Here is a 14,225-nt window from a genome sequence, read left to right as displayed (position 1 = left end):
CAGCATGCGCCGCGTGTGCGGCGCATGAATAGCACAAGGTGCTATGTGATGGTTCCGGCAGGATTACTTGAGGTAACCCTTTTCCTTGTAGTAGCGAACCGCACCTGGGTGGAGCGGGATCGACAGGCCGTCTTTCACCATATTTTCAGGTTTCAGGTTAGCAAACGCCGGGTGCAGGCGCTTAAAGGTATCGAAGTTCTCGAACACGGACTTCACCAGGGCGTAAACCACATCGTCAGAGACGTCGGTTGACGAGACCAGGGTCGCTGCTACACCGAAGCTGTTGGTATCAGAGTCGGTCCCCTTATACATCCCGCCCGGGATGGTACTTTTGGCATAGTACGGGTTATCGGCAACGATCTTGTCGATGGCGGCACCGGTGACCGGAACCAGCTTGGCATCACAAGACGTGGTTGCTTCTTTGACAGAGCCGCTTGGGTGGCCAACCACGTAAACGAAGGCATCAATCTTGTTATCACACAGGGCTTGTGAGCGTTCGGAGCCTTTCAGCTCAGAAGCCAGTTTGAAGTCTTCATTGGTCCAGCCCATAGCGTCCATCACCACGCCCATGGTGGCACGGTCGCCCGAGCCCGGGTTCCCGATGTTGACCCGCTTGCCTTTCAGATCGGCCACACCATTGATGCCGGCATCTGCCCGGGCGATCACGGTGAACGGTTCGGTGTGAATAGAAAAGACGGCGCGGACTTTCTTGTACGGACCCTGCTCTTCAAATTTACTGGTGCCGTTGTAGGCATGGTATTGCCAGTCTGACTGAACGACCCCAAAGTCCAGCTCACCAGCCCGCATGGTATTGACGTTATAGATAGAGCCGCCGGTTGATTCAACCGAACAGCGAACATTGTATTGTTTGCGTTCCTTGTTGACCAGCTTACAGATAGCGCCACCGGTTGGATAATACACACCGGTGACAGAGCCTGTGCCGATGGTAATAAAGTCCTGGGCGCCGGCCATGCCACTGGTCGTGACAGCGGCGGCTAATGCGCTGATCTTCAAGAGTTGTTTTAATGCCATGTTAATCCCTTCCTAATTGTTGTTATCTCCAGAATGGAAACGTGATCCATCGGTGGAAAAGGCATATTTGCCTAAGCAAATCAAAATGATGATAACAAAAGCCTAGGGAAAATTTGAAATTATGTTAAAGAATGTATGGAAAGGAAGGCAGGGAAAACGGCAGGAAAAAGCAGCGAAGGAGAATAATTATTTAGACCAATCAATAGCTTGTGCAATTTGTTGGTGATGGCGGTCAGTTTGTCTGATTGTGAACTCTCTCTCATTTTATAGAGAGAGAGTCTTCGGAAATTTTCAAGCGCTGTAGTCAAATAGCTCGCATACCGAGTCGAACAGCTCTTTGGTCGTCAGGGCCTGGGTTGGCGTAATGAAAATGGTGTCGTCCCCGGCAACTACCCCCAGGATCCCTTCCGCCTTGCCAAGTGAATCTAATAGGCGGGCAATCACCTGCGCTGCACCTGGACCGGTGTGGATCACCACCAGGGCGTTGTTATAACCCACTTCCATCACCAATTCTTTCAGCGGGCTGCTGGTGGTCGGCACGCCCAGCTCAACCGGCAGGCAGTAGACCATTTCCATTTTGGCATTGCGGGTGCGCACCGCGCCAAACTTGGTCAGCATGCGGGAGACTTTAGATTGGTTGATATTGTCGAACCCCTGAGCTTTCAATGCGTCGACGATTTCGCCTTGTGAGCTGAATTTTTCTTCTTTGAGAATGGCTTTGAATGCTTTAATCAAGCGCTCTTGTTTATCTGAATTTCGCATAAGTAAATTTCATATACAGGGACGAGGTGCCGTATTCTGTCACAGCCCCCGGGCCGGAGCAAACAGTGTTGGCCGAAACTGGCGTGCTTGTCACCATTATAGCGGTTATCAGTGCATAACTATTTATCAGGAGATCACTCGCGGCGTCTGGAGAGAGCTGCATTGCGCAACAAATAATGTTATAAACATGTAGCGCATTTTGTACATGCCTATGCGTAAGCTCTCAAAGCGAGTGGGGTTTGATTGTATTTCGGGACTTGTTGCTATAACGTCGGTGCATACCAATCAAATGAAATCATGTGTTTAGTGAAGTTAGTGATTTCATTTGATTGGTCTTCGGTCTGAAAAATATACTTCTATCGTAAAGGAGAACGAACATGAAAGTTGCTGTGATTGGCGCTGCTGGCGGTATCGGCCAGGCCCTGGCCCTGCTATTGAAAAACCGTCTGCCTGCCGGCTCTGACCTGGCGCTGTATGACATCGCACCGGTAACCCCTGGGGTTGCGGCTGATCTGAGCCATATCCCGACGCCGGTTTCGATCAAAGGTTACGGTGGTGAAGATCCAACGCCGGCCCTGGAAGGCGCGGATGTGGTGCTGATCTCTGCCGGTGTGGCGCGTAAACCGGGTATGGATCGTGCGGATCTGTTCAATGTGAATGCTGGGATCGTCAAATCACTGGCTGAGAAGATCGCTGTGGTTTGCCCGAATGCTGTGGTCGGGATTATTACCAACCCAGTGAACACGACGGTTGCGATTGCTGCTGATGTTCTGAAAAAAGCCGGCGTTTACGACAAGCGTAAACTGTTCGGTGTCACCACGCTGGATGTGATCCGTTCTGAGACGTTCGTCGCTGAGCTGAAAGATCTGGATCCGGGCCAGGTACGCGTGCCGGTGATCGGCGGTCACTCAGGTGTCACGATTCTGCCGCTGCTGTCTCAGGTGGAGGGTGTTGAGTTCACTGAGGAAGAAATCAAGGCGCTGACGCCACGCATTCAGAATGCGGGGACCGAAGTGGTTGAAGCCAAAGCTGGTGGCGGATCTGCAACGCTGTCGATGGGTCAGGCGGCTTGTCGCTTTGGTCTGTCTGTGGTTCGCGCGCTGCAAGGCGAGCAGGGCGTGGTTGAGTGCGCTTACGTGGAAGGCGACGGTCAGCACGCGCGCTTCTTTGCACAGCCGGTTCTGCTGGGTAAAGACGGCGTAGAAGAGATCATGGATTACGGCAAGCTGAGTGCGTTTGAACAAGAAGCACTGGAAAGCATGCTCGATACGCTGAAAGGCGATATTGCCAAAGGCGAAGAGTTCGCAGCGAAATAAGCCGCGGCTTGATGCTGAGTTCCCATCAATCGAAAGCGGCCTGCGGGCCGCTTTCTTTTTTCCAGCGCTGGCGCGACCCGACTCAGTAATAACTGTCGCAGCCGGTATGGAGCTGAGGCTGCTCATTGATGTCGTCACAGTTGATATTGATGCGCTTGTGATCGCGCAAGTTCTCAACGATGGCGGTATTGTGCTCGACATCGATATCAATCACTTCGGCGACGCCTTCACGACATTCCACCCACATGCCGGGCTTTAGATCTTTGGCTTGCATCATCGACCTCCATTGGATCGTTTTGGATCTGCTTTAACTATAGAACACGGACGGGGGCGGCATTTGTCGCTGTGGAGGGAGCGTGTGGCAGCTGTTGTGATCAAGGTTGATCAAAAAAGCCTGCACAATCGGCAGGCTTTCGCGGCGGTTCGGCTGGCCAGTTATTTGCTGCGTTTGACCGCCAGATGTGCCAGGGCGATGAGCGCTTCTTTATACTCAGACTCCGGCAGAACTGCCAGGCTGGCAATCGCCTTTTCGGCTTCTTCTTCTGCCCGCTGCTGGGTATAGGTCAGGGAGCCTACCTCGCGCATACAGGCCAGGATTGGCTCGAGCTTGTCCAGACCGTTGCCTTGCTCAATGGCTTCGCGGATCATCGCGGCCTGCTCGGCATTGCCGTGCTGCATGGCATGGAGTAGCGGCAGGGTTGGCTTGCCTTCGGCCAGATCATCGCCGACGTTCTTGCCCATTTCCTCGCCATCGGCGGTGTAATCCAGCACATCGTCGATCAGCTGGAATGCGGTGCCCAAGTAGCGACCGTAGTTTTGCAGGGCAATTTCGACCTCTTCCGGCGACTCGGCCAGGATGGCTGCGACCTGCGTTGCGGCTTCAAACAGGCGGGCGGTCTTGGAGTAGATCACCTGCATGTAGCTGGTTTCTGTCGTGTCAGGATCATTGCAGTTCATCAATTGCTGCACTTCACCTTCGGCGATCACGTTCACCGCTTCACTCATGATGTCGAGGATCTTCAAGGATCGCAGGCTGGTCATCATCTGAAACGAGCGGGTGTAGATATAGTCGCCGACCAGCACGCTGGCCGCGTTGCCGAACATGGCGTTGGCTGTGGCTTTGCCGCGGCGCATATCCGACTCGTCCACCACGTCATCGTGCAACAGGGTCGCGGTATGGGTAAATTCGATGAAGGCGGCGGCGGTGGTGTGCTTGTCGCCTTCGTAACCCAGCGCCCGGGCTGCCAGGACGGCCAGGATTGGGCGCAGGCGTTTCCCGCCCCCGCTGACAATATAGAAACCGAGTTGGTTGATCAGCGCCACTTCAGAGTTCAGCTGCGCCAGTATCTTCGCATCGACTTCCGCCATATCTTTGGCGGTAAGCGCTTGGATAGCTTTGAAGTCCATTGTACATCCAGCAAAATTGTTGCCGCACCAGGCGGAATGATTCAGGGTATTCAACTCGATCACCAATCGATCTCAAGTGCCAGCGAGCTCAAGCGCCAGTGGTCGGGTCGGGCAAAGTGTTGATGATACTTGAAGTCGCCCGGTTGACTGCTCGGCTGAGTTGCATTTGTGCCATAGAGGCATTTTTTCGCTAGATCTTGATTTGTCGAGTTAGTTATTGTGAATTGACACCAAAATAATTACCGAATACTACACTAAAAATGCGCTGTCTTCATAACTTAGGCGAGAGTTAAATCAGGGTCTTTCACCGCTGGCTAGCTTTTCACCAATTTTCTTTGCTTAATGGGTTGCCACAAGTCCCTTTTTCACGTAACATTCGCGCCCTATTGATGACAAGATTAAGCGCATACCCATAGCCAAGAATTCATCCGGCAAATGGCCTATGCGGAAAAGCGGAGTAAGACATGTACGCTGTTTTCCAAAGTGGTGGTAAACAACACCGTGTAAGCGAAGGCCAGACCATTCGCTTAGAAAAACTAGACGCAGAAACTGGTGCTAGCGTTGAGTTTGATTCAGTTCTTCTGGTAGCCAACGGCGAAGAAGTTACTGTAGGCGCACCTTTTGTAGCTGGCGGTAAAGTAACTGCTGAAGTTGTTACTCACGGTCGTGGCGATAAAGTTAAAATCGTTAAGTTCCGTCGTCGTAAGCACTCTCGTAAGCAAGCGGGCCACCGTCAGTGGTTCACTGAAGTCAAAATCACTGGCATCAGCGCTTAATAACAGGAGAATTTAAAGATGGCACACAAAAAAGCTGGCGGTTCTACTCGTAACGGTCGCGATTCAGAAAGCAAACGCCTAGGTGTTAAGCGTTTCGGTGGCGAATCTGTACTGGCAGGTAACATCATCGTTCGTCAACGTGGTACTAAGTTCCACGCTGGTAACAACGTAGGTTTGGGTAAAGACCACACGCTTTTCGCTCTGTCTGACGGCAAAGTGAAATTCGAAGTTAAAGGTCCTAAGAACCGTAAATTCGTTTCTATCGAAGCTGAATAATTCAGGCTCGACAAGAATGATAAAGCCCTGCCTTTCGGCGGGGCTTTTTGTTATGGGGAAGGGGTATGCCGAATCAACACCCGACCGCCGGGCTGTTGCTGGCCCTGGTCACGGTTCTGTTCTGGGGCGCGCTACCGATTGCGATGAAGCAGGCGGTGGAGGTGATGTCGCCCGAGACCATTGTCTGGTACCGTTTCCTGACGGCAGCGATTGGGCTGTGGGCGTGGCTTCAGTGGCGTGGCCAGCTGCCTAAAGTCAGCGCATTGAAAGTCTCCGGCGGCCTGATTTTACTGGTCGCGAGCCTCGGCCTTGCCAGCAATTTTGTCCTGTTTAACACCGCGCTGGAATATCTTAACCCGGCCGTGGTGGGGGTGATCATTCAGCTGGCACCGCTGTTGTTGCTGCTGTCGAGTATCTGGCTGTTCAAAGAGCAGTTGGGCCGGCACCAAATCATCGGGGTCAGTTGCCTGGTACTGGGGCTGGGGCTGTTTTTTAACACCCGGCTGATTGAGTTGTTCACCAGCCTGTCGGACTACACCCTGGGCGTGATGATTGCCCTGATGGCTGCCGTGGTTTGGGTTGTTTATGCCCTGGCGCAAAAAGTGATGCTGAAGCAGTTCAGCTCACCTCAGATCCTGCTGATGATCTATGTGATCTGTACGATCCTGCTGACGCCACTGGCTTCACCGGCGCAGATCCAGCAGATGGATCCCCGGCAACTGGGGATGCTGGCGTTCTGCTGTATCAATACCCTGGTGGGCTATGGTGCCTTTGCCGAAGCGATGGCTCGCTGGCAGGCTTCGCAAGTGAGCGCGGTGATCACCTTAACCCCCCTGTGTACGATTTTGTTTGTCGACCTTGCCAGCTGGCTCTGGCCACAGTTTGTTGCGGCGACGCCACTCAATACACTGGGTTACCTGGGAGCTGTCGTCGTGGTTTGCGGGGCGATGTTCAGTGCCATTGGCCACCGGCTGATCAGGCAGCATAACTAGCTCAGGTCCGTTACAATAGGTTAATAGCGATTGGGCTGGTGACATGCCTGGTCGAAAGAATGAAAACGCCATAGTGCGGAGAATAGAATGAAGTTTGTAGATGAAGCGGTAATTAAAGTTGATGCTGGAGACGGTGGCAACGGCACCGTCAGTTTCCGACGTGAGAAATATGTCCCGAAAGGGGGCCCGGATGGCGGTGACGGTGGTGATGGCGGTGACGTGTACCTGCTGGCAGATGAGAACCTGAACACCCTGATTGACTACCGCTTTGAACGATTCCATGCGGCTCAGCGTGGTGAAAATGGTCGCGGCGGCAACTGTACCGGCAAAAGGGGTGAAGACTGCGTGCTGTCTGTCCCGGTCGGGACCCGGGCGCTGGATGAAGAAACCGGTGAGGTGATTGCTGACCTGACCCAGCACGGGATGAAAATCATGGTGGCCAAAGGGGGCTTCCACGGGCTGGGAAATACCCGCTTTAAGTCCTCGGTCAACCGTGCGCCGCGCCAGAAAACCATGGGTACTAAAGGCGAAGTCCGCCAGCTGCGTCTGGAGCTGCTGCTACTGGCGGATGTCGGGATGCTGGGACTGCCAAATGCCGGTAAGTCGACGTTCATTCGCTCGGTCTCTGCGGCGAAGCCGAAAGTTGCGGATTACCCGTTTACCACCCTGGTGCCAAGCCTGGGTGTGGTCCGGGTCGATAACGAGCGCAGCTTTGTCGTGGCCGATATTCCGGGGCTGATCGAGGGTGCGGCTGACGGCGCTGGTCTGGGGATCCGCTTCCTGAAACACCTGGAGCGTTGCCGGGTGCTGCTGCACATGATCGATCTGTTGCCGGCCGATGGTTCTGATCCGATTGAAAATGCCTTTACCATCCTCAATGAGCTGGAGCAGTACAGCGAGAAGCTGGCGAACAAGCCACGCTGGCTGGTGTTCAACAAGGTGGATCTGCTGCCGGAAGAAGAAGCGCAGGCTAAAATTGATGAGATCCTGGATGCGCTGGCATGGGAAGGAGATTACTACTGTATCTCTGCCCTGAACCGGATGGGGACCAAAGAGCTGACCTATGATCTGATGGCTCAGATCGAGAAAATGCCGGCAGAGATCATCGAAGAAGAAGAGACGGAAGAGAAGAAAGTCGCGTTCAAGTGGGATGATTACCATGAAGAGCAGGTCAAAAAAGTCGAAGATGACGATGACGACGACTGGGATGACTGGAACGAAGATGATTATGATGTGGAAATTATCTACAAGCCATAATTGTTTCTGAGGGTCGTTCTGATCGCTAAAGCCGCTCCTGGGAGCGGCTTTTTTGTGTCTGGTCAACACAGCACAATCCGGATAGCCCGATAATTGTGAGATTGGGATAACAAGGGAGAGTGACAAATGGCGGAAACGGAGCCGCGGATGTTAACAGAGCCGGCGCAGCGGGAAATTTCCCGGCTGGCCGTTCTGGCCGGGCAGCGGCTGTTGCAACACGGGGCTGAAAGTACCCTGGTGACGGATGTCACCCGCCGGCTCGGGCTGGCACTGGGGGTGGAGAGCGTCGAGGTGTCGCTCTCGGCCAGCTCGATGGTGATCTCCACCTTGAGCAATGGTCGCTGTATTACCACCACCCGGCGTTGTCAGGATCGCGGGATTAGCATGCAGGTGGTGACGGAGATTCAGCGAGTGTGCATCATGGCCGAGCGCGGGGTACTGGGGATTGAAGAGGTCCATCAGCGGCTCAACCGGATCCAGCCGCTGCGCTATAACCGCTGGCTGGTGGTCGGGATGATAGGCCTGTCCTGTGCCTCGTTCAGCCGTCTGGCCGGTGCGGACTGGCCGGTGTTCTGGCTGACCTTTGTCGCCTCGGCGATCGGGATGACGGTGCGCCAGGAAATCGGCCATCGCCACTTTAATCCGCTGGTGAACTTTGGCATCACGGCTTTTGTCACAACCCTGATTTCCGGGCTGGGAGTGGTCTGGCAGATCGGGGAAGCACCGTTCCTGGCGATGGCGTCCTCGGTGCTGATGCTGGTGCCGGGATTTCCGCTGATCAATGCGGTGGCGGATATGGTCAAAGGCTATGTTGATATGGGGATTGCGCGCTGGGTCATGGCGAGTCTGCTCACTCTGTCGACCAGTATGGGAATTGTCGCGGCAATGAATATCCTCGGTGTCTGGGGGTGGGTGTCATGACGATGTTGGCGTTTTTGCTGGCGCTGCTCAATGATATGTTCTTTGCCATGATCCCGGCGGTCGGTTTTGCCCTGGTGTTTAATGTGCCGCATAAAGCCCTGAAGTATTGCGCGATTGGCGGTGCGCTGGGCCATGGCAGCCGGTTTGTCCTGATGCACTGGGGCGTGCCGATTGAATGGGCAACGCTCGGTGCCGCGACGCTGGTGGGGATGATTGGGGTGCACTGGTCACACCGTTTTCTCGCCCACCCCAAAGTATTCACCGTGGCAGCAATGATCCCCATGGTACCCGGGGTATTTGCGTTCAAGGCGATGATTGCGCTGGTGGAGATCAACCATCGCGGATTCAGTCCCGAGCTGTGGACCCTGTTGCTGGAGAATGTTATCAAGGCCGTATTTATTGTTGCTGCCCTGGCGATTGGGCTGGCAATGCCGGGCCTATTGTTTTATCGTCGCCGCCCAGTGGTCTAGATTTGCGAGGGGAACAAGATGAAGATCAGTATGATCGCCGCGATGGCGCACGACCGGGTGATTGGCAAGGATAATGCGATGCCCTGGCACCTGCCTGCCGACTTTGCCTGGTTCAAGCAGGCAACCCTAGGCAAGCCGGTGGTCATGGGGCGCAAGACGTTTGAGTCGATCGGCCGGCCATTGCCGGGACGGCATAATATCGTGATCAGCCGCAATCCGGATTTTCAGGCCGACGGGGTGACTGTGGTGGCCGATATTGCCGCGGCCAAGGCGGCTGCCGGCGCTGTCGATGAGCTGATGATCATTGGCGGCGGGACCATCTATACGGCGTGCCTGGCGCAAGCCAATCGCCTCTACCTGACGTTTATTGACACCGAAGTGGCGGGCGATACCCGTTTCCCGGACTGGGGTGAAGGCTGGCAGGAAGTGCACAGGCAAGCCTATGCCGCTGATGAGAAAAATGCCCATGATATGCAGTTTGTGATCCTGGAGCGCTCAAGCGGGGCTTGAGTGCCTTCATCACTGCAATCAACGAGCGGTTATCAAAAAGGGCTGATCTGAGATCCAGATCAGCCCTTTTGCAATTGAGCATCAGGGAGAGTTAGGCATACGCCGGACAGGCTGTTTCAAACCGGGCGCTGTCCTCCCAACGCAGCAGGGTCATGCTGTTGCCCCAGACGCAACCGGTATCCAGGCCAACCACCTGTTGATCCTGGTGCCCCATCAGGGCGGCCCAGTGACCGAAAATCACCGTCTTGCCCAGTGGCTTCTGACGCGGCAGGCTGAACCAGGGCTTGAGATCGCCTGTGGCCGGATCATCCGGCGATAGCTTGCAGGCCATATCCAGCCGGCCATCCGGGTGACAAAAGCGCATCCGGGTCAGGGCATTGATGGTATAGCGGTATTTCGAAATCCCGCTTAGCTCCGGTTGCCAGAAGTCCGGGCCGTCGCCGTACATATTCTCCAGCAGCCAGAGGAAATCGCGGCTTTGCAGGCAATGCTCCACCTCACGGGCCTCGCGGCGGGCGATGGCCAGATCCCATTGCGGGGAGATCCCGGCATGGGCCATCACAAACGGGTGCTCGGGATGTTCGGCCAGCAGTGGCTGGTGGCGCAGCCAGTCCAGCAGCTCGTCGCGATCCGGGGCATCGAGGATCGGCTGTACCTGATCGCGCTTTTTGACTTTGGCCAGCCCGTGGGCTGCGGCCAGCAGGTGCAGATCGTGATTGCCCAGCACCACTGTGGCTTGTTTCCCTAAGCTTTTGACAAAGCGCAGGGTTTCGAGAGATTTCGGGCCACGGGCGACCAGATCGCCGGTCAGCCAGAGCTCATCGTATTGTGGATTGAAGTTGGCTTGCTCGAGCAGCACATACAGATCGTCCAAGCAGCCCTGAATGTCACCGACCAGATAAGTCGCCATATCGTGCCTCAGTGGAGAATGTTGGGAACAGACAGCCGGAACGGCGCAATATCGGCTTTAAAGTGCTCACCCTGCTCATTGACCATAACGTAGTGGCCCTGCATCACCCCGAGTGGGGTTTCGATAATGGTGCCGCTGGTATAGGTGTACTCTTCATGCGCGGCAATGTTCGGCTGTTCGCCGACCACCCCTTCGCCGTCGACGATCAGGGTTTTGCCGTTGGCATCGGTGATCTGCCAGTGGCGCTTGAGCAACTGAGCCGGACCGCTCCCCAGGTTGCAAATCGTGATAGTGTAAGAGAACACATAGCGCTGGTTTTCAGGCTCGGATTGCTCTTCGAGGTAGTGCGTGACCACTCTGCATTTGATGGTCGGGATCGCCTTGGATGTCACAGTTTTGCTTCCTTTCGTTGGCTGTTGCCCGGACCTGTAGTCCGGGCAAGCGGGTTACACGTTAGGATGGCTGATGGTTGGCATCCAGCCAGTTGGCCATCGCAACAAATTGCTCCAGGGCCAGGTTTTCCGGGCGCATGCCCGGGTTGATCCCCAGCGCTTCCAATTGCTCGGCCGTCATCAGCGACTTGTAGCAGTTACGGATGGTCTTACGACGCTGGTTAAACCCTTCGCGACAGACCCGGTCGAGCCATTTCAGGCTGGTGCACGGATGCGGCAGGGTTTCATACGGCATCAGGCGCACGACCGCAGAGTCGACTTTCGGTGCCGGCTTGAAGGCTGATGGCGGCACTTCCAGTACCGGGGTGACTTTACAGTAGTACTGCGCCATCACGGTCAGGCGGCCGTAGGCTTTGCTGCCCGGCCCGGCAGCCAGGCGGTTGACCACTTCTTTTTGCAGCATGAAGTGCATGTCCTGCACGTGCTTATGGAAACTGAACAGGTGGAACATCAGCGGTGTCGAAATATTGTATGGCAGGTTGCCGAAAATTCGCAGCTTGTTGTTTTCTTTGATCAGTTGGGTGAAGTCGAAGCGCATGGCATCGCCTTCATAAATGGTCAGCTTGCTGCCTAGGTCCGGATGGTTGCGCAGGCGCTCGGCCAGATCCCGGTCCAGTTCGATGACCGAGAATTTATCGACCTGTTTGCCGACCGGCTCGGTGATCGCGCCCAGGCCCGGGCCGATTTCCACCAGGTTCTGGCCCGGTCTCGGGTTAATGGCCGAGACAATGCCGTCGATGATATAGGGGTCGTTCAAAAAGTTCTGACCAAAGCGCTTACGGGCGCGGTGGCCGAGATGGACCTGATCGCTGCTCATGTTTGTTTTTCTACCAATTCAAGGGCGTGCGATAGCGCTGTCCGAAGGCTACCGGTGTCCGCCTGTCCGGTACCGGCAAGTTCCAGTGCGGTACCATGATCTACTGAAGTTCTGATAAAGGGCAAGCCGAGCGTGATATTGACCGATTTGCCAAAACCTTTGAATTTCAGCACGGGCAGCCCTTGATCGTGATACATCGCCAACACCGTATCGGCATCGGCAAGATATTTTTCCTGGAAGATGGTATCGGCCGGCAACGGGCCAATCAAATTCATCCCTTCTTCCTGACGAAGCTTTTCCAGGGCAGGAGAAATTACTTCGATCTCTTCCATCCCCAGACAGCCGTCTTCGCCGGCATGCGGGTTGAGCCCGCAGACGTATATTTTCGGCTCGGCGATGCCGAATTTGTTGACCAGATCGTCATGCAAAATCCGGATCACCTGCTGGAGCCGCTCCTCGGTGATGGCTTTGGAGACATAGGCCAACGGGATATGTGTGGTCACTAAAGCCACACGCAACCCTTCGGTCGCCAGCATCATCACCACCTGGGAGGAGTTGGCTTTATGGGCAAAAAATTCCGTATGCCCGCTGAACGAGACGCCGGCACGGTTGATCACCCCTTTGTGCACCGGGCCGGTGACCACGGCGGCGAACTCGCCGCTGATGTTGCCGTCGGCTGCCCGGGCCAGGGTGTCTAACACATAGTGGCCGTTCTGCTCGTTCAGCGCCCCGGCCTGGACCTGGGCCGCCAGGGCATGATCGGCGACCACCAGGGTTCCTGCCTTGTGGGGGCGGGGCGGTTGTGCCGGATCATAGTTCATGATTTCCAGCGGAAGTCCCAGCTGGGCCGCACGTTCTACCATAAGCTGGGCATTTGCACAAATCACCAGCTCATGCGGCCAGTCTTCCTGGGCCAGGGCGATCACCAGATCCGGACCAATCCCGGCAGGCTCGCCGGGCGTGATCGCGATGCGTTTAACTTGGGTCATTGGTTTCTTCCGGCTTTTCGATATAAGCCCCGGCGCGCAGCTCCTGCAGCCACGCCTGGGCTTCTTCGTTAAATTTGCGGCTGAACAGAATGCGATAGGCGCGGTTTTTCACCGCGGCATCGGTGCGGTCGACATCGCGACGCTCCAGCACCTCAACAATATGCCAGCCGTGTACGGTTTTGAACGGCTCGCTGATGGTGCCGACCGGCAGGGTCTCGACTTTGTCCTTGAAGGCCGGGACGTAAATATCCGGGGTCTGCCAGCCCAGCTCACCGCCGTTGGCCGCAGAGCCGGGATCTGCACTCAGGGCCTGGGCCGCATCAGCAAAACTTTGCTCTCCGGCCATGATAGCACGTCGCGCTTTCTCTAGCTGACGTTTGGCACCCTCGTCGCTCAGAATCACCGAGGTCTTGAGCAGAATATGACGGGCATTGATTTCCGTCACCGAGATGGTCTCCAGTCCCCGGACGTCATTGACCTTGAGAATATGGTAACCCACGCCGCTGCGGAACGGGCCGATGATCGCGCCTTTGCCGCTGGCGCCAAGCTGGTCGGCGAAAATCGTCGGCATCTCTTCTTTGCGCATCCATCCCCACTGGCCGCCTTGCAGGGCTTTCGGTCCTTTGGAGTAACGGTAGGCCAGGTTGGCAAAGTCGGCGCCCTGTTTGAGTTGCTGCGCCAGCTCACGGGCTTGCTGCTGAGCGGCTTCCCGGGCCTCGGCGCTGGCATCCTCGCTGATCCGCAGCTGGATGTGGCTGATGTTGTAGCTGGTGTCCTGCAGGTTTTGTTTGTTCAGCTGCTCGGCCAGTAGCTCAACTTCCTGCGGCAGGATGTTGATCCGGCGGCGTACCTGGATGGTGCGGGCTTCGCTGGCGGTCAGGTCGCGGCGCATCTGCTCGCGAAAAGCGGCAAAGCTGATGCCGTTGTCGGCCAGGTACTGGCGCAGCTGGGCGACCGACATCTGGCGCTCTGCGGCCAGCTGGCTGATCGCCTGATCCAAGCGGTTGTCATCGATGCGGATCCCGAACTGCTCGGCCTGCTGGATCTGCAGGGTCTCGATGATCAGTTTTTCCATGATCTGATCGACCAGGATATCGTCCGAGGGGAGCGGCTGGTTCTGACCGGCGGCGTTCATCCGCACGGTTTTCAGCATGGCATCAACATCACTTTGCAGGATCACGCTGTCATTGACGATGGTGACCACTTTGTCGAGTTGTTGCGGGGCAGCAAAGCTGCCAGCAGCCAGGCTCCATAAGGTCAGGCCCAGCAGGGAAGACTTCCACTTTTTCATACATCTTTCCATTTGTGCGCATCCGCGCGTTTTTTCAGTGATGCCGC

Annotated in this window: 17 protein-coding genes; 8 read left to right on the top strand and 9 right to left on the bottom strand. The window is 55.7% G+C overall.

Annotated elements, in window-relative coordinates; all coding sequences use genetic code 11:
* Nucleotides 1-63 precede the first annotated feature (63 nt).
* Together NNL38_RS14240 and argR are read right to left on the bottom strand one after the other, a co-directional pair.
* Nucleotides 64-1,032 (bottom strand): TAXI family TRAP transporter solute-binding subunit, encoded by a 969-nt coding sequence (locus tag NNL38_RS14240; protein WP_255388671.1) that lies wholly within the window; start codon nucleotides 1,030-1,032, stop codon nucleotides 64-66.
* A gap of 291 nt (nucleotides 1,033-1,323) precedes the next feature.
* Nucleotides 1,324-1,794, bottom strand: coding sequence for a transcriptional regulator ArgR (gene argR / locus NNL38_RS14235; protein ID WP_255388670.1), 471 nt, complete (start codon nucleotides 1,792-1,794; stop codon nucleotides 1,324-1,326).
* Between the two features lie 377 nt (nucleotides 1,795-2,171).
* On the opposite strand from argR, the gene mdh reads away from it, so the two are divergent.
* A complete protein-coding gene (gene mdh, locus NNL38_RS14230; RefSeq protein WP_255388669.1) occupies nucleotides 2,172-3,110 on the top strand; it encodes a malate dehydrogenase in 939 nt (312 codons plus the stop codon).
* An 82-nt stretch (nucleotides 3,111-3,192) separates the two neighbouring features.
* On the opposite strand, the gene NNL38_RS14225 is transcribed toward mdh, so the two are convergent.
* Nucleotides 3,193-3,387, bottom strand: a complete 195-nt coding sequence (locus NNL38_RS14225) for a hypothetical protein (protein ID WP_255388668.1) — start codon at nucleotides 3,385-3,387, stop codon at nucleotides 3,193-3,195.
* 158 nt (nucleotides 3,388-3,545) lie between these two features.
* Nucleotides 3,546-4,517, bottom strand: a complete 972-nt coding sequence (gene ispB, locus NNL38_RS14220) for an octaprenyl diphosphate synthase (RefSeq protein ID WP_255388667.1) — start codon at nucleotides 4,515-4,517, stop codon at nucleotides 3,546-3,548.
* Nucleotides 4,518-4,981: 464 nt separating this feature from the next.
* On the opposite strand from ispB, the gene rplU reads away from it, so the two are divergent.
* The 7 genes from rplU to folA all read left to right on the top strand — a co-directional run bounded on the left by rplU (nucleotide 4,982) and on the right by folA (nucleotide 9,719).
* Nucleotides 4,982-5,293, top strand: coding sequence for a 50S ribosomal protein L21 (gene rplU / locus NNL38_RS14215; RefSeq protein WP_255388666.1), 312 nt, complete (start codon nucleotides 4,982-4,984; stop codon nucleotides 5,291-5,293).
* An 18-nt stretch (nucleotides 5,294-5,311) separates the two neighbouring features.
* Entirely contained in the window at nucleotides 5,312-5,569 is a 258-nt protein-coding gene (rpmA, locus tag NNL38_RS14210; RefSeq protein WP_007467532.1) for a 50S ribosomal protein L27, read from the top strand.
* Between the two features lie 65 nt (nucleotides 5,570-5,634).
* The gene (locus NNL38_RS14205) at nucleotides 5,635-6,561 is read left to right on the top strand and encodes a DMT family transporter (RefSeq protein ID WP_255388665.1); all 927 of its coding nucleotides are present in this window, start codon (nucleotides 5,635-5,637) and stop codon (nucleotides 6,559-6,561) included.
* 87 nt (nucleotides 6,562-6,648) lie between these two features.
* On the top strand, nucleotides 6,649-7,818 hold the full coding sequence (gene cgtA, locus NNL38_RS14200) for an Obg family GTPase CgtA (RefSeq protein ID WP_255388664.1): 1,170 nt from the start codon (nucleotides 6,649-6,651) through the stop codon (nucleotides 7,816-7,818).
* A 126-nt stretch (nucleotides 7,819-7,944) separates the two neighbouring features.
* Complete coding sequence (locus tag NNL38_RS14195; protein WP_255388663.1) at nucleotides 7,945-8,739, top strand: threonine/serine exporter family protein; 795 nt, start codon at nucleotides 7,945-7,947, stop codon at nucleotides 8,737-8,739.
* Entirely contained in the window at nucleotides 8,736-9,209 is a 474-nt protein-coding gene (locus NNL38_RS14190) for a threonine/serine exporter family protein (RefSeq protein WP_255388662.1), read from the top strand. Before NNL38_RS14195 ends, NNL38_RS14190 begins: the two co-directional genes overlap by 4 nt.
* Nucleotides 9,210-9,227: 18 nt before the next feature.
* Nucleotides 9,228-9,719: a type 3 dihydrofolate reductase gene (folA, locus tag NNL38_RS14185; RefSeq protein ID WP_255388661.1), complete on the top strand. Its 492-nt coding sequence runs from the start codon at nucleotides 9,228-9,230 to the stop codon at nucleotides 9,717-9,719.
* A gap of 91 nt (nucleotides 9,720-9,810) precedes the next feature.
* Here folA and apaH read toward each other — a convergent pair whose 3' ends face one another.
* From apaH to surA, 5 genes are all read right to left on the bottom strand, one after another.
* Nucleotides 9,811-10,629, bottom strand: a complete 819-nt coding sequence (apaH, locus tag NNL38_RS14180) for a bis(5'-nucleosyl)-tetraphosphatase (symmetrical) ApaH (protein ID WP_255388660.1) — start codon at nucleotides 10,627-10,629, stop codon at nucleotides 9,811-9,813.
* An 8-nt stretch (nucleotides 10,630-10,637) separates the two neighbouring features.
* Nucleotides 10,638-11,021, bottom strand: a complete 384-nt coding sequence (gene apaG / locus NNL38_RS14175; protein WP_255388659.1) for a Co2+/Mg2+ efflux facilitator ApaG/CorD — start codon at nucleotides 11,019-11,021, stop codon at nucleotides 10,638-10,640.
* A 61-nt stretch (nucleotides 11,022-11,082) separates the two neighbouring features.
* Nucleotides 11,083-11,898, bottom strand: coding sequence for a 16S rRNA (adenine(1518)-N(6)/adenine(1519)-N(6))-dimethyltransferase RsmA (rsmA, locus tag NNL38_RS14170; RefSeq protein ID WP_255388658.1), 816 nt, complete (start codon nucleotides 11,896-11,898; stop codon nucleotides 11,083-11,085).
* Nucleotides 11,895-12,887: a 4-hydroxythreonine-4-phosphate dehydrogenase PdxA gene (gene pdxA, locus NNL38_RS14165; RefSeq protein WP_255388657.1), complete on the bottom strand. Its 993-nt coding sequence runs from the start codon at nucleotides 12,885-12,887 to the stop codon at nucleotides 11,895-11,897. The genes rsmA and pdxA overlap by 4 nt, the downstream gene beginning before the upstream one ends.
* Nucleotides 12,874-14,178 (bottom strand): peptidylprolyl isomerase SurA, encoded by a 1,305-nt coding sequence (surA, locus tag NNL38_RS14160; RefSeq protein ID WP_255388656.1) that lies wholly within the window; start codon nucleotides 14,176-14,178, stop codon nucleotides 12,874-12,876. Before surA ends, pdxA begins: the two co-directional genes overlap by 14 nt.
* Between the last annotated feature and the right edge of the window lie 47 nt (nucleotides 14,179-14,225).

Origin of the sequence: Photobacterium atrarenae, assembly GCF_024380015.1 — a bacterium.
GTDB classification, from domain to species: Bacteria; Pseudomonadota; Gammaproteobacteria; order Enterobacterales; family Vibrionaceae; genus Photobacterium; species Photobacterium atrarenae.
Note: the sequence above shows the minus strand (reverse complement) of the source record. Positions and strands in the feature narration are given on the sequence as shown.